The 23935-nt window shown below is 64.7% G+C and carries 21 protein-coding genes; 5 read left to right on the top strand and 16 right to left on the bottom strand.

Features of this window, described 5'->3' with window-relative positions; genetic code table 11:
- Nucleotides 1-18 precede the first annotated feature (18 nt).
- From phbB to ACW178_RS14735, 10 genes are all read right to left on the bottom strand, one after another.
- Nucleotides 19-744, bottom strand: a complete 726-nt coding sequence (phbB, locus tag ACW178_RS14780) for an acetoacetyl-CoA reductase (RefSeq protein WP_191554463.1) — start codon at nt 742-744, stop codon at nt 19-21.
- 121 nt (nt 745-865) lie between these two features.
- Entirely contained in the window at nt 866-1927 is a 1062-nt protein-coding gene (locus ACW178_RS14775; RefSeq protein WP_224761043.1) for an NAD(P)-dependent alcohol dehydrogenase, read from the bottom strand.
- Between the two features lie 69 nt (nt 1928-1996).
- Complete coding sequence (locus ACW178_RS14770; protein WP_191554462.1) at nt 1997-2746, bottom strand: DUF72 domain-containing protein; 750 nt, start codon at nt 2744-2746, stop codon at nt 1997-1999.
- Entirely contained in the window at nt 2743-3063 is a 321-nt protein-coding gene (locus ACW178_RS14765) for a type II toxin-antitoxin system RelE/ParE family toxin (RefSeq protein ID WP_152950907.1), read from the bottom strand. Before ACW178_RS14765 ends, ACW178_RS14770 begins: the two co-directional genes overlap by 4 nt.
- The gene (locus ACW178_RS14760; protein ID WP_054766571.1) at nt 3063-3308 is read right to left on the bottom strand and encodes a type II toxin-antitoxin system ParD family antitoxin; all 246 of its coding nucleotides are present in this window, start codon (nt 3306-3308) and stop codon (nt 3063-3065) included. Before ACW178_RS14760 ends, ACW178_RS14765 begins: the two co-directional genes overlap by 1 nt.
- Nucleotides 3309-3441: 133 nt before the next feature.
- A complete protein-coding gene (locus tag ACW178_RS14755; RefSeq protein ID WP_191554460.1) occupies nt 3442-5064 on the bottom strand; it encodes an ATP-binding protein in 1623 nt (540 codons plus the stop codon).
- A gap of 59 nt (nt 5065-5123) precedes the next feature.
- Complete coding sequence (locus tag ACW178_RS14750) at nt 5124-6485, bottom strand: glutamate--cysteine ligase (protein WP_492024714.1); 1362 nt, start codon at nt 6483-6485, stop codon at nt 5124-5126.
- 255 nt (nt 6486-6740) lie between these two features.
- Entirely contained in the window at nt 6741-7466 is a 726-nt protein-coding gene (locus ACW178_RS14745) for a 16S rRNA (uracil(1498)-N(3))-methyltransferase (RefSeq protein ID WP_492024713.1), read from the bottom strand.
- A 321-nt stretch (nt 7467-7787) separates the two neighbouring features.
- Nucleotides 7788-8414, bottom strand: a complete 627-nt coding sequence (locus ACW178_RS14740) for a hypothetical protein (protein WP_492024712.1) — start codon at nt 8412-8414, stop codon at nt 7788-7790.
- 186 nt (nt 8415-8600) lie between these two features.
- Entirely contained in the window at nt 8601-8831 is a 231-nt protein-coding gene (locus ACW178_RS14735) for an endonuclease domain-containing protein (RefSeq protein ID WP_492024711.1), read from the bottom strand.
- 171 nt (nt 8832-9002) lie between these two features.
- Between ACW178_RS14735 and dcm the strand changes: the two genes are divergently transcribed.
- Nucleotides 9003-10172, top strand: a complete 1170-nt coding sequence (dcm, locus tag ACW178_RS14730; protein ID WP_492024710.1) for a DNA (cytosine-5-)-methyltransferase — start codon at nt 9003-9005, stop codon at nt 10170-10172.
- Complete coding sequence (locus ACW178_RS14725; protein WP_492024709.1) at nt 10165-10629, top strand: very short patch repair endonuclease; 465 nt, start codon at nt 10165-10167, stop codon at nt 10627-10629. Before dcm ends, ACW178_RS14725 begins: the two co-directional genes overlap by 8 nt.
- On the opposite strand, the gene ACW178_RS14720 is transcribed toward ACW178_RS14725, so the two are convergent.
- Both ACW178_RS14720 and uvrB read right to left on the bottom strand, forming a co-directional pair.
- The gene (locus ACW178_RS14720; protein WP_492024708.1) at nt 10621-11607 is read right to left on the bottom strand and encodes an HNH endonuclease; all 987 of its coding nucleotides are present in this window, start codon (nt 11605-11607) and stop codon (nt 10621-10623) included. The genes ACW178_RS14725 and ACW178_RS14720 overlap by 9 nt on opposite strands.
- Nucleotides 11608-11644: 37 nt before the next feature.
- A complete protein-coding gene (uvrB, locus tag ACW178_RS14715; RefSeq protein ID WP_492024707.1) occupies nt 11645-13999 on the bottom strand; it encodes an excinuclease ABC subunit UvrB in 2355 nt (784 codons plus the stop codon).
- A gap of 393 nt (nt 14000-14392) precedes the next feature.
- On the opposite strand from uvrB, the gene ACW178_RS14710 reads away from it, so the two are divergent.
- Nucleotides 14393-17293, top strand: coding sequence for a TonB-dependent receptor domain-containing protein (locus tag ACW178_RS14710; RefSeq protein WP_227975989.1), 2901 nt, complete (start codon nt 14393-14395; stop codon nt 17291-17293).
- A 70-nt stretch (nt 17294-17363) separates the two neighbouring features.
- Here the strand turns inward: ACW178_RS14710 and ACW178_RS14705 are convergent, their stop codons facing one another.
- The 4 genes from ACW178_RS14705 to ACW178_RS14690 form a co-directional block, all read right to left on the bottom strand.
- A complete protein-coding gene (locus ACW178_RS14705; protein ID WP_182713230.1) occupies nt 17364-18404 on the bottom strand; it encodes a restriction endonuclease in 1041 nt (346 codons plus the stop codon).
- A gap of 14 nt (nt 18405-18418) precedes the next feature.
- Nucleotides 18419-18652 (bottom strand): hypothetical protein, encoded by a 234-nt coding sequence (locus tag ACW178_RS14700; protein ID WP_191554453.1) that lies wholly within the window; start codon nt 18650-18652, stop codon nt 18419-18421.
- A gap of 67 nt (nt 18653-18719) precedes the next feature.
- Complete coding sequence (locus ACW178_RS14695) at nt 18720-19004, bottom strand: hypothetical protein (protein ID WP_191554452.1); 285 nt, start codon at nt 19002-19004, stop codon at nt 18720-18722.
- Nucleotides 19005-19107: 103 nt separating this feature from the next.
- Nucleotides 19108-22359 carry a type ISP restriction/modification enzyme gene (locus tag ACW178_RS14690; RefSeq protein ID WP_492024706.1) on the bottom strand — a complete coding sequence of 1084 codons (3252 nt, stop codon included), beginning with the start codon at nt 22357-22359 and terminating at the stop codon, nt 19108-19110.
- 56 nt (nt 22360-22415) lie between these two features.
- Here ACW178_RS14690 and ACW178_RS14685 point away from each other — a divergent pair, with 56 nt between their 5' ends.
- Nucleotides 22416-22748 carry a PadR family transcriptional regulator gene (locus tag ACW178_RS14685; protein ID WP_191554450.1) on the top strand — a complete coding sequence of 111 codons (333 nt, stop codon included), beginning with the start codon at nt 22416-22418 and terminating at the stop codon, nt 22746-22748.
- A gap of 26 nt (nt 22749-22774) precedes the next feature.
- Nucleotides 22775-23881 (top strand): HAAS signaling domain-containing protein, encoded by a 1107-nt coding sequence (locus ACW178_RS14680; protein ID WP_191554449.1) that lies wholly within the window; start codon nt 22775-22777, stop codon nt 23879-23881.
- Nucleotides 23882-23935 lie beyond the last annotated feature (54 nt).

Genomic DNA, 23935 nt, shown 5'->3' with positions numbered 1-23935 from the left:
ATTTTGGGCGAAGCCCGTTCACCCGACCAGGTATTGGCCGCCGTTCAGCGACAGGGTGCAGCCTGTGACATATCCAGCACGCTCGCCCACCAGCCAGGAGACCATGTCGGCGATCTCCTCGCCCTTGCCCAGGCGGCCAACGGGAATCTGCGACACGATCGATTCCAGAACCTTGGGGTCCATGGCGCCGACCATTTCGGTGTCGATATAGCCGGGGGCGATGCAGTTGACGGTCACGCCCTTCCTGGCGTTTTCCAGCGCCAGGGCCTTGGTGAAGCCGATCATTCCGGCCTTGGCGGCGGAATAGTTGGTCTGGCCGATCTGACCTTTCTGACCGTTGATCGAGGAGATGTTGACGATCCGGCCGTGGCCCCGGTCGCGCATGCCGTTGATGACCTGGCGCGTCATGTTGAAGACGCTGTCCATATTCACGCGGATCACGTCGGACCACTGGTCGTGGCTCATCTTGTGGAAGAAGCCGTCGCGGGTGATGCCGGCGTTGTTGACCAGGATGTCGATCGGGCCCAGCTCGGCCTCGACCTCGCTGACGGCGCGGGCGCAGTCCTCGAAACTGCCGACATTGCCCTTGACGACCATCACGCCCAGGGCGCGGGCGGTGGCCTGGGCCGCTTCGTCATTGCCGGAATAGCCGGCGGCGACGCTGATCCCGTCCTCGCTGAGGCGTTGAACGATCGCCTTGCCTATGCCCCGGGTTCCGCCGGTCACCAATGCTACGCGCGCCATCCGTCCGTCCTTGTTTCCTCGCGTCCGTCTGATGCGGACTGTCGCTCAAGGTGTAGCCGCGCAGGGGTTGCGGATCAAAGCCCCATTTCCCTTGCGGCGCCTTTGCGCCTGTTCAGGCGCGTCAGGCCGCCATCTTCTCCATGTCGATGACGAACCGATAGCGGACGTCGGACTTCAGCATCCGCTCATAGGCGTCATTGATCTGGTCCGGGGCGATGGTCTCGATGTCGCAGGCGATGCCGTGTTCGGCGCAGAAGTTCAGCATCTCCTGGGTCTCGGCCATGCCGCCGATCAGGGAGCCGGCGATGCGGCGGCGACGCCACAGCAGGGGCACGGCGAACACCGGCAGGCCCTCGGTGGTCAGGCCCAGCATGACCATGGTGCCGTCGCGGGCCAGAAGCTGGGTGTGGGCGGCGATCTCGTGGGTGGCCGAGACGGTGTTGATGATCAGGTCGAAGCTTTCGGCCGCCGCCTTCATCGCCGCCTTGTCGCTGCTGATCAGGAAATGTTTGGCGCCCATCCGCTCCGCATCGGCCTTCTTGCGGTCGGAGGTGGACAGGACGGTGACCTCGGCGCCCATGGCGGCGGCCAGCTTGACCGCCATATGGCCCAGTCCGCCCAGGCCGATGACCGCCACCTTGGAGCCCGGTCCGACCTTCCATTCCTTCAGCGGCGAATAGGTCGTCACCCCGGCGCACAGCAGGGGGGCGGCGACGTCCAGCGGCAGGCTGTCGGGAATGGTGACGACGAAGTGCTGATCGACCGTGATATGGTCGGAATAGCCGCCCTGGGTGATGGTCTCGGCCGTGCCGCCCTTCCTGTCCTTGGCCCCATAGGTGCCGGTGAAGCCGGGCACGCAATATTGCTCAAGCCCCTCGCGGCAGGATGAACATTCGCGGCAGCTGTCGACCATGCAGCCGACGCCGACGCGGTCGCCTTCCTTGAACCGGACGACGTTGGAGCCGACGGCCTTGACCACGCCGGCGATCTCGTGGCCCGGCACCAGGGGATAGGAGGCGGGTCCGGTCTCGCTGCGGGCCATGTGCAGGTCCGAATGGCAGATGCCGCAGTATTTGATCTCGATCAGCACATCGTCCGGGCCGGGATCGCGCCGCTCGAAGCTGTAGGGGACCAGGGGCTTGTCGGCGGCGGTCGCGGCGAAGGCGCGGGTGGCGATCGGCATGGAGAGTCCTTCAGGCTTTGGGGCGTGGCTGACAGATGCGCACCGCAGGCGCCGCCCGCAAGGCCGGCCCTATTTGAGCTGGGCGATCAGTGCCATGGCCGCCGCCGGATTGCGCACCTTGGCCCCCGAGATGAAATAGGCGAAGACCTCGCCGCGCTCGGCCCAGGCGCGGACCTGGTCGGCGACGGCGGACAGTTCGTCGGCGGTCATGCCGGTCGGTTCGTCCTGGCGGCTGGACATCAGCCGGGCATAGGAGAAGTCGGCGGTCGCCTCGTCGATCTGGGGCCAGGTCGGCTCTTCGTCATCGACGGCGTAGACGATGGCGACGCCGTATTTGCGGGCCAGGTCATAGAACTGTTCGGTGGCGAAGGTCGGATTGCGCACCTCCAGGGCGTGGCGCAGGCGGACCCCGTCCTTCTCGGGCGGCAGCAGCTTCAAGAAACCCTCGAAGTCCTCTGGATCGAACTTCTTGGTCCCCATGAACTGCCAGTTGATCGGCCCCAGCCTGTCGCCCAGTTCGGTCAGGCCCTGGGACAGGAACCGGTCGAAGCTCTCGCCGCCTTCGGACAGGACCTTGCGATTGGTACAATAGCGGCTGGCCTTGACCGAGAAGACGAAGCCGTCCGGCGTCTCGTCGCGCCACTTGCGCCAGGAGTCGGGCTTGAAGGTGGAATAGTAGGTGCCGTTGATCTCGATCGAGGTCAGTTTCGAGGCGGCGTATTCCAGTTCGCGCTTTTGAACCAGGCCCTCTGGATAGAAGACCCCGCGCCAGGGCTCATAGGTCCAGCCGCCTATGCCGATGTGGATGGGATGGGTCATGGTTCGCTCCCTTCGTCGTTCGATCCGACCTCAGAGCCATCGGATTGCCAATCCTCAAGCGCGTGCCGAATGCGTCGGATAAACACATCCGCATCGTCGATCCGATAGAGGACGGCATGGCTCTTGTAGAACATCACGTGAGCGTCCGCGCTTAACTCGGGCCGAGCGGCTCCGAGCCGGGGGAAGTCCGTAAGCAAATCCAGTTTTGCGAACAGGCCCTCGATATAGTCATCGGCCTGACGGCTCCTAAACAGTTCCAGACCTTGCAAATAGACCTGCTGCAAGTCCGCCCGCGCCTCGCGGCTCAGGCGAAGCATTAGGAGGCGCGGCGCAACTGGGCGCGCAGTTCCTCAATCACTTCACGCGGAGACTGATCGGAAACGCCAGAGGCGTCGGCCTCTGCGATCAATCTTTGCCAGTGCGCGATCTTTTCCGCCTTGACCTGCTCTCGGCGGATAAGGTCGCGGATGACGTCGGAGGCGTTGGCGTAGCGGCCCGATTGGGCCTGTTCCTCGACCCAGGCCTTCATCGGGTCGGGCAGGGAGATGTTCATCGTAGCCATGGGCGGTCCTTCCCTATCGCGGCAGAGGATGGACCTTTGGCAAACTTTGTCAATTTCCACCCCAAGGGACGATCGGCCGAAAAAGGGTGTCCGAACTGTCCGATGTGTCCGATTTGTCCCTCAGGACGGGGGCTTAAACCGCCCGCACGTCAGAGGCGGTCGCAGGGGCGGCCATCAGGGCTTGAATGCCGCCCAGCAGGGCGGCGGCGGTGACGGGCTTGGAGACGTGCAGATCGGCGCCGGCCGCCAGGGCCTGACGGCGGTGGTCGTCCATGGCGTTGGCGCTGAGCATGATGACGGGGGTGCGCCTGCGGCGGCTCGCCTCCACCCGGCGAATGGCGCGTGTCGCCGTCAGGCCGTCCATTTCCGGCATCTGCATGTCCATCAGCACCAGGTCGAAGTCCTGGCTCTGGAAGGCCTCAAGGGCCTGGAGCCCGTTGTCGACCGTGACGATCTGCATGTCGTGCGCGCCCAGGATCAACTGGACGACCCGCTGGTTGACGGGGTGATCTTCGGCCAGAAGCACGCGGAGCGCGGGCAGGGGCGCGGCGATCTGCGTCGCCCGGCCGCGTGTCTGGACATCGTAATCACCCAGGCTGCTGACGCGCGGCAACGGAATTTCGACCGTGAACCGGCTGCCGACGCCCGGTGTCGAGGCGGCTCTGATGCGGCCGCCCATCATCTCCGTCAGGGCGTGGCAGATCGACAGACCGAGACCGGTCCCGCCGAAGCGCCGGGTGACGGTGCTGTCGGCCTGAGTGAACCGCTCGAACAGGCGCGCGGCGTGGTCGCAGGAAAAGCCCACCCCCGTATCCTGCACCGTCAGGCTCAGCACGGTCAGGCCGTCGGAGTCTTCGCACACCCGGACGTCGACTTGGACGCCGCCGTGCTGAGTGAACTTGACCGCATTGGACAGGAGATTGTCCAGAATCTGGCGGATTCGCAGACTGTCGCCGACGAAGACGCCGCGGGCGTCGGCGTCGCGCCGCACCTCCAGGGTCAGGCCCTTGGCCTCGGCCCGCAGCCGCGCCACGTCTAGGCCGGCCTCCAGCGCCTCGTCCAGGTCGAAGGGGCGGGTTTCCAGGTTCAGCTGGCCGGCCTCGATCTTGGATACGTCCAGAATGTCCGAGACCAGGCGCTCCAGCGTCACGCCCGAACTCGCGATCAAGGCGACCATCTCGGCCTGTTCTGGGCTGAGGTCGGTCTTCGACAGGGCGTCGACGATTCCAATGACGCCGTTCAACGGCGTGCGGATTTCATGGCTCATATTGGCCAGGAAGTCGGATTTGGCCTGGTTTGCGGCTTCCGCTGCGGCCTTGGCCTCCCTCAGGGCGCGCTCAGCCGCGACCTTCTGGGTGACGTCGCGCGCGACGCCGAAGATCCGGTTCCCCAACCGCTGGGCGCGCCATTCCAGGGTCACGTAGCGGCCGTCCCGGTGGCGATACCGGTTGATCTGGCCCAGGACGGGATCGCCCGGCCGACGGCTGACGACCTCGGCCATGGCCTCGCGCGTCGCCTCCTGGTCGTCGGGATGGATCAGGCTGGGCAGGAGGCGGCCCACCAACGCCTCGGGACGATAGCCGAGCACGGTGAACCAGGAGGCGCTGGCCTTGAGCACGGGCCCGTTGATGTCGCGCACCACCAGCAGATCCAGCGAGACGTCGAAGAAGGTGTCGAGATCCAGCTCCGGCGCCCTGCGAGGGGCGTCAAAGGGCGCGGCAGGCGTGAGCGAGTCTGCGATCGAGCGGCTGGTCATTGTTCGGCTTACCCGTATGGGACACGCCGTACAGCTTGCGGGTTAAGGACGCCTTTTCATCAGTAGGCGAAATCGGCGTAAATCCGCTTCACATCGCCGCCCCAGGGGCCGTGGTACAGGTCCAGCAGCCGCTCGGCGGGGGTGATCCCGCTGTCGGCCATGTCTTCCAGTTCGGACAGATAGCCGCGCTCGTCCACCATGCCGCCCGAGAAGCGCGCCCGGTTCTTCAGGCCCTGTTTGGCGATATTGACCAGGTCCACGGCGATGTCGCGCACGCTGCGGCCCGCGACCTCGGCCTTGAGGCCCAGGCGGGTCACGTCGCGGCGCAGGCGCTCGTGGTCGGCGATGTCCCAGTCCTTGACCAGGTCCCAGGCGGCCGCCAGCGACGGCGCGTCGTACAGGACGCCGGCCCAGAGGGCGGGCAGGGCGCAGATCCGGCTCCACGGGCCGCCGTCGGCGCCGCGCATCTCCAGATAGGCCTTCAGCCGCACCTCGGGGAAGAGGGTGGTCAGGTGGTCGTTCCAGTCCTTGATGGTCGGATAGTCGCCGGGCAGGGCGGGCAGCTTGCCGGCCTGGAAATCGCGGAACGACTGGCCCGAGGCGTCGACGTATCGACCGTCGCGCTTGGCGAAATACATCGGGGTGTCCAGCGCATAGTCGGCGTAGCGCTCGAAGCCGAAGCCGTCTTCGAAGACGAAGCCCAGCATGCCCGTTCGATCCGGGTCGGTGTCGGTCCAGACATTGGCGCGGGCCGACAGGAAGCCGTTGGGCCGGCCTTCGGTGAAGGGGCTGTTGGCGAACAGGGCCGTGGCGATCGGCTGAAGCGCCAGGGAGGTGCGGAACTTCAGCACCATGTCGGCCTCGGAATCAAAGTCCAGATTGGCCTGGATGGTGCAGGTGCGCAGCATCATGTCCAGGCCCAGCGACCCCACCTTGGGCATGTAGGCGCGCATGATGTCATAGCGGCCCTTGGGCATGACCGGCGTCTGCTCGCGGGTCCACAAAGGGTCGAAGCCGGCGCCCAGGAAGCCGACGCCCAGCTGGTCGGCCACCTGTTTGACCTCCATCAGATGCTGGCCGGTCTCATTGCAGATGTCGTGGATGGTCAGGAGCGGGGCGCCCGACAGTTCGAACTGCCCGCCGGGCTCCAGGCTGACTGAGGCGACGAAGCCCTCGTCGTTCCGGCGCTCCAGCCCGATCAGAAAACCGTTCTCCTCGACCGGCGTCCAGCCGAAGCGCTGCAGCCCCTCCAGCATGGCCTTGATGCCGTTCGGGCCGTCATAGGCGGGGCGGGCCAGGGTGGTCTTGTCGAAGCCGAACTTCTCGTGCTCGGCGCCGATGCGCCACTGGTCCTTGGGCTTGATCCCCTTGGACATGGCCTCGATCAGGGCGGTCCGGCTAAGCGGCGCGTTGTCGGTCATGCGTCAGTCCCCTTCGGCGCATCACCGACCGTCTGTCGCGGCTAGATGGGCGAGGTTGAGGCAAGGCTCAAGGGGGCGGCGCTTATTCCGGAACGGATCGCAACGTCAAAAATCCTCCCCCTCTGGGGGAGGTGGCTCGGAGCGCAGCGGAGAGACGGAGGGGGCGCTGCGGCGTCGGGCCCCCTCCACCCCCGCGCAAGGGCGCGGCGGTCCCCCTCCCCCAGAGGGGGAGGAATGGGGGAGGAATGGCGTCTCTCAGCGGTCCCAATCCCCGACCGCCGCCTGCCACAGGCTCATGGCGGCGATGGCGGCGGTGTCGGCCCGCAGGATGCGGGGGCCGAGCGAAACGGCGGTGGTGAAGGGCAGGGCGCGGAGCCGTTCGCCCTCCTCGGGCGAAAAGCCGCCTTCGGGGCCGATCAGTATCGCCCATTTGGCGGCCGGAGGAGACGCCTGGGTCAGCGCTCGGATCGCCGGCGCCCCGCCGGTCTCGTCGCAGAACATCAGCCGCCGCCCGGCCTCCCAATCGGTCAAGACGGCGTCCAGCTTGATCGGATCGTCGATGCGGGGGACGTCCAGGCGGCCGGTCTGTTCGGCGGCCTCCTCGGCGATGGCGTCCAGCCGGTCCAGACGGATGCGGTCCGCATTGGTGCGTTTCGTCAGCACCAGCCGGACGCGGCGGGCGCCCAGTTCCGCAGCCTTCTCGACGATGGTCTCGACCCGGGCCTTCCTCACCACGGCGACGATCAGCTCCAGATCCGGGCCGAGCGTCTGGGGTCGGGTCTGGGCCTCGGCGCGCAGGATGACGCCCTTCTTCAGCACCTCGGCGATCGAGGCGCGCCATTCGCCGTCGCGGCCGTTGAAGACCAGCAGTTCGTCGCCCGCCTTCAGCCGCATCACCTGGGTCAGATAGCGCGACTGGTCCAGGGTCGGGGCGACGGCGGCGCCGGGCGACAGGTCGCCGGTCACATAAAGACGTATCATGGGTCAGGTCTCGGTCGCCGCAGGGGCTCAGCTGCTCATCATGTCCTGGGCGAACTCCAAGTCCATCTTCTTCATACGCTTGATCTCGTCGCGCAAGCGAGCCGCCTCTTGGTGCAGGGACTCGGTCAGGTTCTAGGCCCTCTTCTTGGTCACGGTGGCGACCGGGGCGCGGCGGCCGGCGCGGCTTGCCGGAGGATGACGAAAGATCAGGGGATAGCTTGGCCGCCGAAATGGAGACCGCCGCGCTCAACTTCTTCCTTCTCTCCTTGCGGGAGAAGGTGGCCCGCAGGGCCGGATGAGGGGTCGGTTCGGCGTGGACCGTCAGGGCTGGTGCAACCCCTCATCCGACCTTCCCTCGGGACAAGCCCGAGGGTCGCCCACCTTCTCCCGCAAGGGAAGAAGGAGTCCCGCCTCCACCCCCTCCGGCACGCCCACCGCCCGGCGCCACTCCTGCGGGTGCAGACGCGCCATCTCTGTATCCAGCCGGTGAAGCGGCCTCAGCGCCCCGTCCTCGTCCCAGAACGCCTCGGCCCAGACATACCCCATCTCCACCGCCCGTTCCCGGTCCCGCGCCGCCGCCTCGGGGCCCAGATGGTCGGCGCGCCAGCGATACAGCCACGGAATATGCCAGTGCGGCGCCCGCGTCAGCCGCTCGTCCTTCATCGCATCGACCAGACATTCGGCCAGCGCCCGCGCATCCGCCAGGCGAGCCTCGAAGGCGTCGCGCCGCCCCTGCACATAGGCGCCCCAGCCCTCGGCCGGCTCCACCGGCCCCGCCTTCGGCTCGGGCCGCGCCCAGCCCTCCGCCTCGCGCCGCTTCCATAGGGCGTGCACCCCCACATCATACCGCCGCGCCACCGACCGCGCCGTCTCCCCATCCTCCCACGCCTTGCGCACCTCGGCCCAGACGGCGTCGGATCGGATCTTGCGGTGAATGCCCTGGCTCATGCCCCCACGGCCTAAACCCCCGTTACGCCAAAGTTGGACGCAACTCTCTCTTCCTTCTCCCCCTGCGGGAGAAGGTGGCCCGCAGGGCCGGATGAGGGGTCGTTCAGCCTGAACCGTCAGAGCCGGTTTAACCCCTCATCCGTCAGCCTTCGGCTGCCACCTTCTCCCGCAAGGGGAGAAGGACGCTTAATCGCGCGTCAGTCTTTCCTCCGTCGCCGCCACAATGGCCGACAGCACTTCTTCCCGCTGGTTCCCGATCATCCCATTCGCAAACCGCAGCACCCGGAACCCCTGTTCGCGCAGCCAGGCGTCCCGCTCGGCGTCCTCGATCCGGTCGTCATGCTGCGGCCCGTCCGCCTCGACGATCAGCCGATGCCTCAGACAGACGAAGTCGACGATATACCGCCCGATCACCATCTGCCGCCGAAACTTCAGCCCCGCCAGCCGCCGATCCCGCAACAGCCCTTGGGGCGATGAGGCGTAGGGTGTGAATATATCACATGCGTTCCCGCCTTGTTCTCCTGGCTAAAACTTGGCAGTCTGGCACCTTATAACAGCGCGGGGTCGACCGTGTCGGAGTATGCGAACATGGTTAAGCAGGCGGGCCAAGCGGTGGCCGATAAGGCAGTTGAGCGTGGCTATATCGATGGACCAATTGAAGTCTCCCAACCTTCACTCAAGCTTGTGAGGGGAGGCAAGGACGCGGCCGATTTCACCTTCATCGACCTGTTTGCCGGCATCGGCGGACTGCGGCGGGGCTTCGAGTCCATCGGCGGCAAGTGCGTCTTCACGTCCGAGTGGGACAAGTACAGCCAGAAGACCTACGCTGCGAACTTCCCCCACGACGACCACGAGATCAACGGCGACATCACCAAAATCGCCGTTGAGGATATCCCGGCGCATGACGTTCTGCTGGCCGGCTTTCCCTGTCAGCCGTTCTCGATCGCCGGCGTTTCCAAGAAGAACGCGCTCGGCCGTGCGCACGGATTCGAGGACAAAACCCAAGGCACGCTGTTCTTTGATGTAGCGCGGATCATCGCCCATCACCAGCCTGCGGCCTTCCTGCTGGAGAACGTCCGCAACCTGATCAGTCACGATAGGGGGAAGACATTCCAGATAATCAAGGACGTTCTGACCGAAGAGCTAGGCTACACCATTGACTGGCGCGTCATTGACGGCCGGTCGTGGACTCCGCAGCACCGCGAGCGGATTTTCATCATCGGGTTCCGCGAGGATCAGGGATTCAGCTTCGCCGATCTGAAGGTGCCCGACGCCAAACCGAAGTTGAGAGATATCTTGCATCCTGGCGATGGTTCGGAAGCGCCGGACCAGAGGTTCACCGTCGGAAACTCGGGGCGGGTTTCGGAGAAGTACACCCTGACCGATCACCTCTGGAACTATCTCCAGCGGTACAAGGAGAAACACCAAGCGGCGGGCAACGGCTTTGGATTTGGTCTGGTCGGGCCGGACGATGTCGCCCGCACCCTGTCCGCTCGGTATTACAAGGACGGCTCGGAAATCCTTATCAAACAGGAGGATGGCAAGGCTCCAAGGCGTCTGACTCCTAGAGAGTGTGCGCGGCTAATGGGTTTTGACGAGCCGGATGGAAGTGAATTCATTATCCCAGTGTCGGACACTCAAGCCTATCGCCAGTTCGGAAACTCGGTCGTCGTTCCGGCTGTTAAGGCTGTGGCCGAACACATGAAGCCGCACCTGTTCCGAGCGCTGGCTGCGCGGCGCAAGGTGGCAGTTGGCTGACATCGTCGATTCGGCGACCCGCAGCCGGATGATGTCCGGCATCAGGAGCAAAAACACCAAGCCCGAACTCACGATTCGCAAGGCTCTTCACGCACGCGGGTTTCGCTACCGGATCCACTGCAAGGACCTGCCGGGTAATCCGGATCTGTGCTTGCCAAAATATCGGGCAGTGATCTTCGTGCACGGGTGCTTCTGGCATGGGCACGACTGTCATTTGTTCAAATGGCCGAAGACGCGGCCGGAGTTCTGGGCAGAAAAGATCTGCCAGAACTCGGAGCGGGACCACAAACACGCTCTCCAACTGAGTGCAGAGCGTTGGAGGATATGCACAGTGTGGGAGTGCAGCCTCAAAGGGAAAGGTCGCGTAGATCTTTTATCAATTTCATCTAAGATCGAAGAATGGCTTAATTCAGAAAAGCGCACTTTAGAAGTTGCTGGATCAAATACGTTAGGCTAGGGCTGATGTCTCGAAAACATGCTTGCGGTGCCAAGCGAGCGCACTAGGTTCAGGAAAAAATTTATGCTCTTTGGGTGTGGAAATCTTGTTTCCATCAATCAACTTTAGAGTAGCGTTTTCTGCCTTCGAATATAGTTCAGGCTTTACCATGACTGTGCTTTGCTCGCTGACACAAATCATACCTTGGTCGAAAGCCCAATGGTGAGCGCGACACAGGGCTAGACCATTTCTTACGTCATCCGATCCGAGAGCGCCGCGTCCAATGATATGTGCTGCCTCTATTTCTGAATTGCCTAAGACATTGATTAATCCGCCACCACACATTGCACATTTCTGATCGTAGGCACGCTTGACCAGACTGCGGAAAGCTCTACTTCTTGCAACCCGCGCAACTATTTGTATGTCTGCTCCGTCGTCAAACGGCCTGAATGGCTTGTTAGCCAACGCGGTCAGAACTTTCTCCGCAGAAGCGATCTGGGCGTTGCTGACGGGCGCGTCTCCACCCAAGATCCCCCACCTCCTACCTCCTGTGCGGCTGTCGATCTGGGCAAACGCCGGACTCCCTGCTCGATAAAGCGTAAGTCGATAGAAAAGATCATCATCGAGGCTACGCTCGATAGACAGAATATCGCCCGCCTTTGCCTTTCCAAGCAGAGGCTTTAAGTTTGAGGTGACACGCCGTTCAGGCGCTCGTGTTCCGCCCCACGTTTGGTGCTGATAGACGGTGTCCACTGTCCCAAGCGCTACGCCATTCGTCACGAGCAAGGCGCGAATGGCGATGGAAGGAACTGGGGACAGGGCGGTTCCAGGGGGGAGCGGGGGGAAAAATGGCCCAAGCTCAGCAGGTACGACAAATCCCGACTGATGACCGGGTGCGTCACCCGTGTCATTCCGTGGCAACCGCTTGAAAATCGGTGGCTCAAACTCTGAAAACGCCATGCAGCCTGCCCATAGCTTTTGAAGCGGTGATTTGCGCATGGGTAAGGCGCAAAATCAAACGGCCCTTAACCGCAGGTTACCGCCCCTTCCTGAACGCCTCCGCCTTCTCCGCCGCCGCTTCCGCCCGCCACTTCTTCGGCGCCGACTTGTCCACCTCTTCCCCCGCCCCCGTCAGGGCCTCGTTGGCGAATTCCAGGTCCAGCAGCTTCATGCGCTTGATCTCGTCGCGCAGGCGGGCGGCCTCCTCGAACTCCAGGTTGGAGGCGGCCTCGCGCATGCGGCCTTCCAGGTCCTTGAGCGCGGCCTGGAAGTTGGAGCCGACGAAGGGTTTGGAGGCCTCGGCCACGCCGGGGCGGGTCAGGCGGTCCATCTCGCGGGACTCATAGGGGCTGTCGAGGATTTCCTTGATGTCGCGCTTGACGCTTTCGGGCGTGATGCCGTGTTCGGCGTTATAGGCCATCTGGCGTTCGCGGCGGCGGTCGGTCTCGGCGATGGCGCGCTCCATCGAGCCGGTCATGCGGTCGGCGTAGAGGATGACGCGGCCGTCGACGTTGCGCGCGGCCCGACCGATGGTCTGGATCAGGCTGGTCTCGGAGCGCAGGAAGCCCTCCTTGTCCGCGTCCAGAATGGCGACCAGGCCGCACTCGGGGATGTCCAGCCCCTCGCGCAGCAGGTTGATGCCGATCAGACAGTCAAAGGCGCCCAGACGCAGGTCGCGCAGGATCTCGATCCGCTCCAGCGTGTCGACGTCGGAGTGCATGTAGCGGACGCGGATCCCCTGTTCATGCATATATTCGGTCAGGTCCTCGGCCATCTTCTTGGTCAGGGTGGTGACCAGGCTGCGGTAGCCGGCGCGGGTGGTGGCCTTGACCTCGTCGATGACGTCGTCGACCTGGTTGCGCGTGGCGCCCGAGACCGGGCGGATCTCGACCGGGGGGTCGATCAGGCCGGTGGGGCGGATGACCTGCTCCACGAAGACGCCGCCGGCCCGCTCCATCTCCCAGGGGCCGGGGGTGGCCGAGACGTGGATGGTCTGGGGGCGCATGGCGTCCCATTCCTCGAACTTCAAGGGCCTGTTGTCGATGCAGGAGGGCAGGCGGAAGCCGTATTCGGCCAGGGTCGACTTGCGGCGGTAGTCGCCCCGGAACATGCCGTTGATCTGGCCGATGGTGACGTGGCTCTCGTCCACGAACAGCAGGGCGTTGTCGGGGATGTATTCGAAGAAGGTGGGCGGCGGCTCGCCGGGGGCGCGGCCGGTCAGCCAGCGGGAATAGTTCTCGATGCCGGCGCAGCTGCCGGTGGCCTCCATCATCTCCAGGTCGAAACGGGTGCGTTGCTCCAGCCGCTGGGCCTCCAGCAGTTTGCCGTTCTCGATCATCCAGTCCAGCGTCTCCTTCAGCTCGGCCTTGATGCCGTTGACGGCCTGGTTCAGCGTCGGGCGCGGCGTCACATAGTGGCTGGCGGCGTAGACGGTGATCTCGTTCAGGTCGGCGGTCTTCTTGCCGGTCAGGGGGTCGAACTCCTGGATCGATTCCAGCTCGTCGCCGAACAGGCTGAGGCGCCAGGCGCGGTCCTCCAGGTGGACCGGGAAGATTTCGATCACGTCGCCGCGTTTGCGGAACATGCCGCGTTCGAAGTTCAGGTCGTTGCGCTTGTACTGCAGCGCGATCAGATCGGCCCTCAGCTTGGCCTCGTCGATCTGATCGCCGACCTTCAGGCTGAAGGTCATGGCCGTATAGGTCTCGACCGAGCCTATGCCGTAGATGCAGGAGACGGAGGCGACCACGATGACGTCGTCCCGCTCCAGGATCGCCCGCGTCGCCGAGTGGCGCATCCGGTCGATCTGCTCGTTTATCGAGCTGTCCTTCTCGATATAGGTGTCGGTGCGCGGGACATAGGCCTCGGGCTGATAATAGTCGTAGTAGCTGACGAAATATTCGACGGCGTTGTCCGGGAAGAAGCTCTTGAACTCGGAATAGAGCTGGGCCGCCAGGGTCTTGTTGGGGGCCAGGATCAGGGCCGGGCGCTGGGTCTGTTCGATGACCTTGGCCATGGTGAAGGTCTTGCCCGAGCCGGTGACGCCCAGCAGCACCTGATCCCGGTCGCCCGCCTCGGCCTGGGCCACCAGTTCGGCGATGGCGGCGGGCTGATCGCCGGCGGGGGTGTATTTCGTCTCCAGCCGAAAGCGCCCGCCCTTCTTGGCGCCTTCGCGCGAGGGGCGGTGCGGCACCCAGTCGGCCGGGGCGGCGACCGGCTCCTCCGGCGTCAGGCGCGGACCCGTCACCGGGGCGAACATCGGCATTTTCCCGGTGTCGCGAATGAAGGCGGCCGCCGCCTCCCGCACGCCGGGATCGGGCACATGGACGGGCTTTGCGGAGACGGGCTTGGCGGGCTTGGCCGCAGCGGGCTTCGGCGTCGAAGAACGGTTCATGAACAGAACTTAGTGCGGCGACTTCAAGGGCGCCAGAGAGCCGAAGAGCGCCTGTAGCGCCCGGAATGTGGCGCATGCGGGCCAAAAAATGGCGACAAAACGTCACTACGCGAAAAGAACATGCTTCGATATGCCGCGACGTGGCTGCTGTTTTGCGGTTTTTCGTCGCTAATCGTACGTTTGTGCGACTTTTTGGTTGCGGCCCGTATTCCTGATCCTTAACAGAGTCACAGAACTGATACATTTGATGTATCGGTGATATATACCTTTGTTACCCGGCTACCGATCTAAGTAGTGTATCAATACTGTTTGTGAATGGGGCGTATGCGTACTCGTAAAAACACTCTTCTTTCTTCGACGATTGTCGGGGGATTGGCCGCTTCTATCTCGGTCTTGGCCGCTTCTGGCGCCTTGGCCCAGGACGCCGCCGTGGTTCAGGACGGAACGGCGGCCCAGGACGGCTCCGCCCAGGTCGAGGACATCGTCGTCATCGGCTCGCGCATCCGGCGCGACAACTACAATGCGCCCTCGCCGACCCAGGTGGTGACGCGCGAAGAGGCGACCCTGCAGGGCTTCGCTTCGACCACTGAGGCGCTGCAAAGCACCGCCGTCACCGGCGGCACGTCCCAAATCAACAACGCCTACGGCGGCTATGTCACCGACGGCGGCCCCGGCGCCAACACCATCGGCCTGCGCGGCATGAGCCCGAGCCGGACTCTGGTGCTGCTGAACGGCCGTCGCGTTTCGCCGGCCGGTTCGCGCGGTTCGGTCGGCGCGGCTGACCTGAACGTCCTGCCGACCGCCATGATCGACCGGGTCGAAGTCCTGCGCGACGGCGCCTCTTCGGTCTACGGCTCCGACGCCGTCGCCGGGGTGGTCAATATCCAGACCCGCCAGAACTTCGAAGGCCTGGTCTTTGAAGGACAGCGCAACGAGCCGCTGGAGGCCAATGGCGCGGGCGGTTCGACCCGTCTGTCGCTGACCGCAGGCGTTCGTGGCGATCGCTGGCGCGCCGCCGGTTCGATCGAGCGCTACGAGCGCGACGAACTGACCCTGCGCGACCGCGAGTTCACCCGTTGCCAGACCGACGGCTTCCGCAACGGCCAGGACTATATCGACCCGCTGACCGGCCAGTCGAAATGCTATCCGGTCACCACGACCGGCTCGAACGGCGTGACGATCAACACGATCGCCACGGGCGCTACGACCGGCGTCGCGGCGCCGGGCGCGACCGGCACGACCTTCAACCGCTGGCGTCCGAACTCGGCCGTCACGACCGGTCTGGTCGGCTTTGAAGGCGTGGGCGGCCCGGGCAACGACCTGAACGTCCGCGACACCTTCGAAGACCGGATGCTGAACGAGTCGCTGATCTCGCCGGTCGAGATCACCACCCTGTACGGCGAAGCCGGCTATCAGTTGAACGCCCTGGGCAATGCTGAAATCTACGGCGAGGCCCTGTTCAATCAGCGCAAGTCGTCGCAAACCGGTTACCGCCAGCTGGCGCTGGACTACGCCGTCGGCAGCCCCCTGATCCCCGCCAATCTGCAGGGCAGCGTCGCCTTTGGCGACCAAGGGCTGAACCAGGGCCAAGACGTCGGCGTGCGCGCCTTCATCGGCTACGGCAACGATCACTCCGAACAGGAAGTCGATTTCGGCCGCTACGTCGCCGGGATCAAGGGCGACTTCTTCGTGCCTGAATGGCGCTATGACGCCTATGTCAGCTATTCGCGGTCCAAGTCGACCTACACCAGCGAACAGTTCCTGACCGACAATCTGATCGCTTCGCTGGACGTGGTCAGCGACGGCGCGGGCGGCTTCCAGTGCGCCGCCCTGGCGTCGAACCCCGGCTGTGTCGCGGCTCCGGCCCTGACGACCCAGACCATCGGCGGCGTCCTGCCGCAGGACTGGAAGGACTATGTCTTCCGTCCGGTGACCGGCACGACCGAGTTCATCGAGAAGGTCGCCAGCATCGGCATCGACGGTCCGCTGTTCAGCCTGCCCGCCGGCCGCGTCATGGGCTTCTTCGGCGCCGAATGGCGTGAGTCCGAGATCGACGACACCCCGGGCCTGGATAGCCAGCTGGGCAACACCTACAACTATTCGACCTCGGCCATCACCCGCGGTTCGGATTCGGTGAAGGAAGTCTTCGGCGAGATCGAGGCCCCGCTGCTGGTCGATCTGCCTGGCGTTCGCGAGCTGACCCTGAACGGTTCGGCCCGTTACACCGACTATGACTCCTACGGCGACGACACGACCTACAAGGTCGGCCTGGTCTATCGTCCGATCGACTGGATCACGGTTCGCGGCACCTACGGCACCTCCTACCGGGCCCCGGCCCTGTTCGAACAGTTCGTCGGCGCCACCAGCGGCTTCCAGTCGAACTCGATCGACCGCTGCAACGACTACGGCGCGCCGGGCGTGAACCCCAACCGCGTCGCCAACTGCGCGTCCGAAGGCCTGGCCGGCGACTTCCAGTCCACCAACAGCGTCCGGGTGATCACCGCAGGGGGCGCTGAGGCCGGCCTGTCGGCCGAGACCTCGACCAACATGACCCTGGGTCTGGTCGTGCGTCCTCCGATGCCGTCAAGCTGGGGCGACCTGGCCTTCGCCGTCGACTACTATGAGATCGAGGTCGAGAACGGCGTGTCGCGCACCGGCGCAGGCGAAATCCTGACCCGCTGCTACGACTCCAACCCGGAAGACTTCGCCGCCGACGCCGGCTTCTGCCGCCTGGTGTCGCGTGATCCGGCGGACAACAGCCTGACGGTCTCGGACAGCTACGTGAACCTGGCCACCGACAATGTGAAGGGGCTGGACTATACGGTTCGCTATCGCAAGGACGTCGGTCCCGGCACGGCCCTGCTGAACCTGGCGATCACCCAGTACACGGAGATCTCCAACAAGCTGTTCGAGGAAGACCCGCTGGTCGACTACACCGGCATGGTCAACAATCCGGAGTTCACCGGCACCGCCGACGTCTCCTACGCTTGGGATCAATGGCGCGTCCGCTACGGCGTCGAATGGATCCAGGGCACCGACAGCTACGCCTACTATGAGGAAGATCCGGTCACCTCGGACTACGACCTCGCGGTGGACGACTACTGGCTGCACAACGCCTCGGTCCAGTATTCGGCCGACGGCTGGACCGCCACCCTGGGCGTTCGCAACCTGTTCAACGAAAACCCCCCGACGATCTCGGCGGGCGTGTACAACCGGGTCGGCAACGCCCCGCTGTACTCGGGCTACGACTACCTGGGCCGCACGGCCTTCGTGAACCTGACCAAGTCCTTCTAAGGCGACGTCAGCGCGACAAGAACGGGGCGGCGGACTTCGGTCCGCCGCCCCTTTTTGCGATCGAAGCCGATTATACCGTCATGTCAGGAACCAGGGTCCAGATGCGTCGCAGCGGCAGTTCGGCGCGTATGTCGGCTGGAAGGTCATCGTAATGGGTCAGCAGGGCGTCAACGATCTGTTTGCGGTCCCAAAGCCGCACTCGGAAGTATAGCTCATTCACACGTTTTCGTACTGGCGGGCTAAAGCCGGACCAACTGACCAAAAGGCCATGATCGGCATGAACGTCATGGATGCAGCCGATCAGTCCTTGAAGCGTCGGCTGGTCCACCACTATGCCGCCGGACTTGACTTGAACGACAAGCTTGGGGCCGCTCAGGCCGAGGGCGCCCTGGCCTGCGACGATGTCGATGCCTCGATCCGGCCCGGGGGGCGAGACCTCGACTTGATATCCCTGAGTTCCTAAAAGCGCGGCGATCAAGCGCGTGAAGGCGTGGCCTGCGAACTGGCTGGATATGCGCCGCTCGATCTGGTCGCGCGCCAACTCGGCCAGGTCCGCGATATCGGACGTTTCGGCGGCTTCCTCCGCCCCGGTTTCCGGCGTCGATGACGGCTTGGTCGAGGGCAGGGCGGCTGCGCCGGGGTCCACCCCGGTCTCCACGGCGGCGAGCAGGCGCGCCAGCGCCTCGTTGCGGCTGATCTCGCACACCGTCTGCGACGCGCCGAGACTATACAGCAGATCCTGTTTCAGAGCGTCGCGGGGCAGGTCCGTGCGCAGCCATTCGACACGCCGGGCGGGCGCCCCGGCCTCGGTATGGATATAGCCCGGCTGAAGCCTGCCGACGGCGAGACGGCCGGTGGTCTTCAAGGGCGTCACCACCAGATCGCCTGCAACGGCGACGTTCTTCAACTGGTTCAGCTGAGCGGCCCAGTTCCGCAGTGTGCCCGGCTGCTCGTCCGGCAGGGCCTGGTGCAGGATGGACAGCACCGCCTCGCGCGTGTTGGCAGGCGTCAGGTCCGGCAGCTCCCATCCCGTGACCAGTTCCCCGGTTTCCAGGGCGTGGGCCTCCTGTTCGCCGAACTTGCCGAGCCGCACCATCCATAGTCGAGGCATTGATCAGGTCTCCGTCAAGCCGCGCGGCGCGCGGCGTAGGTTCCGCCGGGCAGGGCGCTGATCCAGCCGTAGCGGACCAGGGTGGACAGGGCCTGCACCACCCGCTGTTCGATCCGCTTGCCGCCGCCCTTGAAGGCGCGCGACACGGCGGCGGCGTCCATCGGGCGGTTCGCCGCCTGAAGCACGGCGTGGATCAGGGACATGGACGGCTTGGCCGCAGCGGGCTTCGGCGTCGAAGAAAGGTTCATGAGCGGAACTTAGCGCGGGACGGACGGTCTCGCCATAGCGCCGCAGGGCCGCGCGGGTTGCGGGCGGTCAGGCGTCGAGCCGCGCGGCCTCGGCCTCGATCCGGCGGCGCCAGTCCGCAGCCTCGTCCGGGGGCAGGACGGCCAGCATCTTGGGCACGTTGCGCTCCATCCGCGCCGCCTTCATGTCCGCATCCCAGGGCCAGACCTCGGCCGCCTGCAACATCTCCAGCGTCCGCCGCAGGGTGTTCACCGCAATGGGATAGGGCACGACATAGGCGGGCGCCGCCGGGGCGGGGTCGCCGAAGAGGTCGGGTTGGGGCGAGGGAAACAGTTCGGCCTGTGCGGGGGGCATCGGCGGGCTTTCGGTACGATTCGCACCCAGTATCGCGCGGGCCGCCGCTGGGCGCGAGCGGAGCCGGGGATTTATCCCCCGCTCTCTCCCGGCGGGAGAGGGGTCACTGAGACGGGAACGCCTTCAGATATTCCGCGTCGATCCGGGCCATCTGGGCGATGGTGAAGTTCAGGCTCTCGGCGATGTTTCCGACGTGGGTCTGTTCGTCCAGGCTCAGGACGCGGCCCTTGCGGCTCTTCAGATATTTGTCGATCACCTGATAGCCGCCGATATGAAAGTCCCAGACGGCCTGGGGCAGGTTGGCGAAGCCCTGGGTCTTGTTGATCCAGACGGTCTGCTCCTCTCGCGAATACCGCACGGCCTCGACCATGTGATCGCCCTTGCCCGTATAGTCGCCCAGACGCGGTTTGGAGCGCGGGACGGTCTTCAGCAGATGGGTCTGGATCAGTTCCCAGCCGAGGACCGACAGGGCCTCGAACTGTTCGGGCGTCTCGGCGAAGGGAATGCGCGGGAAGTCGATGCGCAGGAACTCCGCATAGCGCGTCCGATAGGTCGGGGCGTGCAGGACGGCGTAGATATAGCCGAGGATCTGCTCGGGGTCGTAGTGCTGGCCGTAGCGGTCATCGAGGAAGTCGCGGAAGGCGGGGGAGAGGTTTTCGGCTCCGTCCACCAACATGGGGAAGCCGTAGGTGATGTCGTAGCGAGTCCCCGCCTTGTGACGGTACGCAGTGTCCACCACGAGCGCTGTCGGATCGTCTTTTGTTACCCGGCTGGTCAGCAAGACTGGGTTTCCAGTCTTTGCATGGCTCATCACGCGGCGGACAGTCCGCCACACGAGGTCGTCATGGTAGAAAATCGACCTTCGGTCGAAGGGGGAGTAGGAAATCGGTCGAACGAACTCGGCGGTCGCGACATCAGATTGGGAGAGCGCCCGCCAGCCGCGCAGAATGTCCCAACCCGTCTTCTTGGCGACGGCGAAATCGCGATGGAGCCGGTCTTCGTCTCCAGCCGCGCAACGGAAGCGGTCATAACGTGAAACGAGGGCGCGCTCATCAAAGTCGATGGAGAACTCGTCGTGAGCTGTGACGATACCGGCCCCGCCGACTGGAAAAACGTCATCGACGGCCCACCCGTTGTCGTAACTAGCACCGGCGGCTTCGTCTCGGGCGACGAACAGGAGGTTTTCGGCTGTCGGCCGAATGAGCTGCCATTGCGCTGACGTCAATCGCAACTCGGTGGTTGCCTGATACTTAGTCAGCCTCTTGCCCCAAAGGTCGCCGCGCCAGACTCCCTTTTCCACTCCCGGCCGCTTCACGAACAGGCTGATCGCAACACCTTGTTCGATGTCGAAGACGTTTTCGTCCTTAGAGCCGTCCGGGCTTTTTTCCTTCTTCTTGGCGTTGCCGTGCAGGTCCAGAACATAGATCTGGTCAAAGCTGCGCATCAGCGACTGGCGCATCCCCCGGAACGTCGGATTGTCCAGCCATGAGTGGTTGGTGATGATGCCGACGATGCCCTCATCGACCTCGTCCATCTTCAGCTGCGCGAAGCGGATGAACTTCACATAGTCGTCGTTGAGCCATTTCGGATTGCGCTCGCCAAGCGGCACGACGCTTTCAACGCCGTTCTCATCGGTTTGGACTGTGTGCTTGTAGCCGGGATGGAAGACTTGGGTGGCCTTGTCCTCGCCGCTCCAATAGCCGTCGATGGCTTGTTTGATCCAATCACCGTTGTTCTTGGAGTGTCCTGAGTATGGGGGATTTCCAGTGATCACCAGGATCGGCTTGTCCTTGACCGCCTGTGCGCCCTTCACCTCTTCGGCCAGGGCGGGCATCAGCAGGTTGCCCTGCGGCTCCACCGGCTCCAGCGTGTTGGTCAGGAAGACCTGCAGCCGCTCCTGATCCTTCAGCGGATGGCCCTTGTCGCGCAGGTATTGCGACAGCTTCAGATGGGCGATGGTGTAGGGGGCGATCAGGTATTCGAAGCCGTAGATGTTCTTCGTCAGATGCTCGCGGACGATGCCGTCCGCGCGGCCGGACTCGGGGCCGCCGATGGTGTCGAAGATGCGCTCGAACACTTCCAGCAGGAAGGTGCCGGTGCCGGTGGCGAAGTCCAGCACCGTGACCCGCTTGTGGTCGGCCAGACCGTCGGCGATGCCGAAGGTCCCCTTCAGGATGTCGTCGATGGCGCGGACGATGAAGTTCACCACCGGCGGCGGGGTGTAGTAGACGCCGCGCCCCTTGCGCATGGCCGGGTCGTAGGCCTTCAGGAAGTCCTCGTAGAAGTAGATGAAGGGGTCCTTCTCGAAGAGGCGATGCTCCTCCTCGTCGCCGGCCTTGACCTTGCGGCTGATGGCCTTGCGCGCCCGGAACGACAGGTCGTTGTGGATGGCGGCCAGGTCGATGCCGTTCACGATGGACAGGATTTCGTCCACGACCCAGCGGCTGGGTTTGTATTCCGGCTCGTCCATCTCTTCCAGGAAGCGGACCAGTTCGCGGATCAGGCTGAAGCTGCCGGGGATGAATTTGCGGACATTGTCCAGCGTGACCTCGACACCCGCGCCTGCGTTCAGACGCGCCAGGAACAGTCCGTAGGCCAGCATCTGGGCGAAGGCGTCGGCGAAGGCCTTGATGTCCAGGTCGTGGAAGATCTGGTCTCTGAAAGCGGCGTAGAGACCGTGCAGCTTTCCGAGGTCATTGTCTTTCTGCTGGCGAACCAGTTCCTCGGTCAGGAAGTCGCGCAGCAGGGCGGCGCGGGTCGCCAGTTCCACCGCCAGCGTCTGGCCCCGGCCGATGTTCTGGGGCGCGGTCGAGAAGAAGGCGCGCAGAAGTTTGGCGACCTGATCGACCGCCTCAGGCTTCAGCGCCAGCTTTTTGGCCGACAGGTCGGTGGAGTGGGCGAGGCGGGCGCGCTGTGGGTCCTGCCCCTTCTTCAGCCAGACGAATTCCAGATAGTCGGTGAGCAGAAGGTTTTCGGACAGCTTCTGGTATTTTTTGACCTGATCCGAGCGGATCAGCTTGTCCAGGCTGTCGTCGATCTGCTTGTTCTCGACATAACCGACCACGCGGGCGTAGCGCTTGACCATAAAGTCGGGGCGGCCGCCGCCGTCCTTGTCGCCGCGTGGCTCGTGGCGGACATGGAGCCGTGTGTCGGCGTCAGCGGCGGCTTCTTTCAGCAGCCGTTCCAGCGCCCCGCGATCGGTGTGCTCAGTCTTGGCGTCGATCGGCGTCGCGGCCAGGGCCTTCAGATAGTCGTCGAAATTCAGCGTGACATCGTGCCCCGCAACCTTGGCGTGACTGTAGGCGTGCGGACTGCGCCTGCCAAGGCGCGTATCAGGCGGCCTTGACTCCCTCACACAGTATGTCGCATACACTGTGTATTACACACTATGTGACGCATGGAGATCGGCGGGTGAGTCAGGATGAGGAACTGCTGTTCGAGAGTCTGCGGCTGGAGCTGCGGCGGGGGTCTTTGATCCTGGCGGTGTTGGCCAGTCTGAGGACCGAGCAATACGGCTATTCGCTGCGGGTCGCCCTGAATGCGGCGGGCGTCGAGATGGAGGAGAGCACCCTCTATCCGCTGCTGCGCCGGCTGGAGGGGCAGGGGCTGCTGGACAGCGAATGGCGCGAGGAGGAGCGGCGCAGGAAGCGCTTCTACCGCCTGTCGGCGCGGGGCGAGGTCCTGCTGGCGCGGCTGGCGGCCGAATGGCGGGGCCTGTCGGCCTCGCTGGAGAAGATGTTGTGATCAAGGGGACTGAGGGAGAAAACGGGATGGACCTGGTCGAACGGTATCTGAAGGCGGTGGCGGCCCAGCTGCCCAAGGCGACGCGCGACGACATCGTCGCCGAACTGCGCGACGAGATCATGGGGCGGATCGAGGCGCTGGAGGAACGGCTGGGCCGGGCGCCCGGCGACGACGAGGTCGAGGCCCTGCTGCGCGAGGTGGGCCATCCGCTGACGGTGGCGGCGCGCTATCGGTCCGGGCCTCAGTCGCTGATCGGGCCGGAACTGTATCCCTGGTGGCTGTTCGCGGTGAAGACGGCCCTGGTGGTGATGGGCTGCGTCACCCTGATCGGCCTGGCGGTGCGGGTGCTGGTCGGGGACATCTATCTGGGCCAGGCCATAGGTCAGAGCTTCGGCGCCCTGTTCAGCGGGGCGGTGACGGTGATCGGGGTGGTGACCCTGATCGGCTTCGTGCTGGAGCGGCAGGAGAAGAAGCCGGACTTCATCGCCAAATGGCGGGTCAAGGATCTGGGCCTGTTCGAACTGGGCGGCGACCTGGACGCCGAGACCTGGGGCGAGCGGCTGGCGCGCGGTCGCGATGCGGCCCGAACGGCCAAGCCGGGGCCGGCGGTGCGCAAGAGCGCCGAGATGTCGCCCGCCGCCAAGGCCGTCGCCAGCGCCATCGCCTGGGCGGTGCTGCTGCTGTGGTGGACCGGCCTTCTGCCCATGGCCTCGATCCGGCCGGAAGACCTGGCCGGGAGTCTGGACGGGGTCGATTACGGCCGCATCCTGGTCCAGATCGTCGACGCCGCCTATTGGCCCGTGACCCTGTTCGCGGCGGCGCGGGTGGTGTTCGACCTGCTGCGGGCGGCCTCGGGCGGCAATGCGCGGCTGACGGCCGTGGGCGACATCAGCTTTGGGGCGGCGGCCGCCTGGGGCCTGTCGTGGCTGTGGTTCTGGTCGCCGCTGAGCCCGGTGATCTGGGTCGGGACGGCGACCGATTTCTTCGACCGGGTGCGGAGCCTGTTCGACCGGACCGGGGACCATGGCGGCGAACTGGCCGCCCTGTTGATGATCATCGTGGTCTGGGCCTTCGTCGGCGAGGTCTGGCGCGTCCTGCGCGGCGTGGGGCGGATGATCGTCGGACGGTGTTGAACCTCCGGCCGCCTTCGCCGTTGCAGTTGAAACGGCGGCGACGGGCGGCCGGGT

Source organism: Brevundimonas sp. AVps4, assembly GCF_058681525.1.
Note: the sequence above shows the minus strand (reverse complement) of the source record. Positions and strands in the feature narration are given on the sequence as shown.

Coding starts and splice junctions, on each gene's coding strand:
- phbB (WP_191554463.1), bottom strand. CDS start 744: ATGGCGCGCGTAGCATTGGTGACCGGCGGAACCCGGGGCATAGGCAAG.
- ACW178_RS14775 (WP_224761043.1), bottom strand. CDS start 1,927: ATGCCGATCGCCACCCGCGCCTTCGCCGCGACCGCCGCCGACAAGCCC.
- ACW178_RS14770 (WP_191554462.1), bottom strand. CDS start 2,746: ATGACCCATCCCATCCACATCGGCATAGGCGGCTGGACCTATGAGCCC.
- ACW178_RS14765 (WP_152950907.1), bottom strand. CDS start 3,063: ATGCTTCGCCTGAGCCGCGAGGCGCGGGCGGACTTGCAGCAGGTCTAT.
- ACW178_RS14760 (WP_054766571.1), bottom strand. CDS start 3,308: ATGGCTACGATGAACATCTCCCTGCCCGACCCGATGAAGGCCTGGGTC.
- ACW178_RS14755 (WP_191554460.1), bottom strand. CDS start 5,064: ATGACCAGCCGCTCGATCGCAGACTCGCTCACGCCTGCCGCGCCCTTT.
- ACW178_RS14750 (WP_492024714.1), bottom strand. CDS start 6,485: ATGACCGACAACGCGCCGCTTAGCCGGACCGCCCTGATCGAGGCCATG.
- ACW178_RS14745 (WP_492024713.1), bottom strand. CDS start 7,466: ATGATACGTCTTTATGTGACCGGCGACCTGTCGCCCGGCGCCGCCGTC.
- ACW178_RS14740 (WP_492024712.1), bottom strand. CDS start 8,414: ATGAGCCAGGGCATTCACCGCAAGATCCGATCCGACGCCGTCTGGGCC.
- ACW178_RS14735 (WP_492024711.1), bottom strand. CDS start 8,831: ATGGTGATCGGGCGGTATATCGTCGACTTCGTCTGTCTGAGGCATCGG.
- dcm (WP_492024710.1), top strand. CDS start 9,003: ATGGTTAAGCAGGCGGGCCAAGCGGTGGCCGATAAGGCAGTTGAGCGT.
- ACW178_RS14720 (WP_492024708.1), bottom strand. CDS start 11,607: ATGCGCAAATCACCGCTTCAAAAGCTATGGGCAGGCTGCATGGCGTTT.
- uvrB (WP_492024707.1), bottom strand. CDS start 13,999: ATGAACCGTTCTTCGACGCCGAAGCCCGCTGCGGCCAAGCCCGCCAAG.
- ACW178_RS14705 (WP_182713230.1), bottom strand. CDS start 18,404: ATGCCTCGACTATGGATGGTGCGGCTCGGCAAGTTCGGCGAACAGGAG.
- ACW178_RS14700 (WP_191554453.1), bottom strand. CDS start 18,652: ATGAACCTTTCTTCGACGCCGAAGCCCGCTGCGGCCAAGCCGTCCATG.
- ACW178_RS14695 (WP_191554452.1), bottom strand. CDS start 19,004: ATGCCCCCCGCACAGGCCGAACTGTTTCCCTCGCCCCAACCCGACCTC.
- ACW178_RS14680 (WP_191554449.1), top strand. CDS start 22,775: ATGGACCTGGTCGAACGGTATCTGAAGGCGGTGGCGGCCCAGCTGCCC.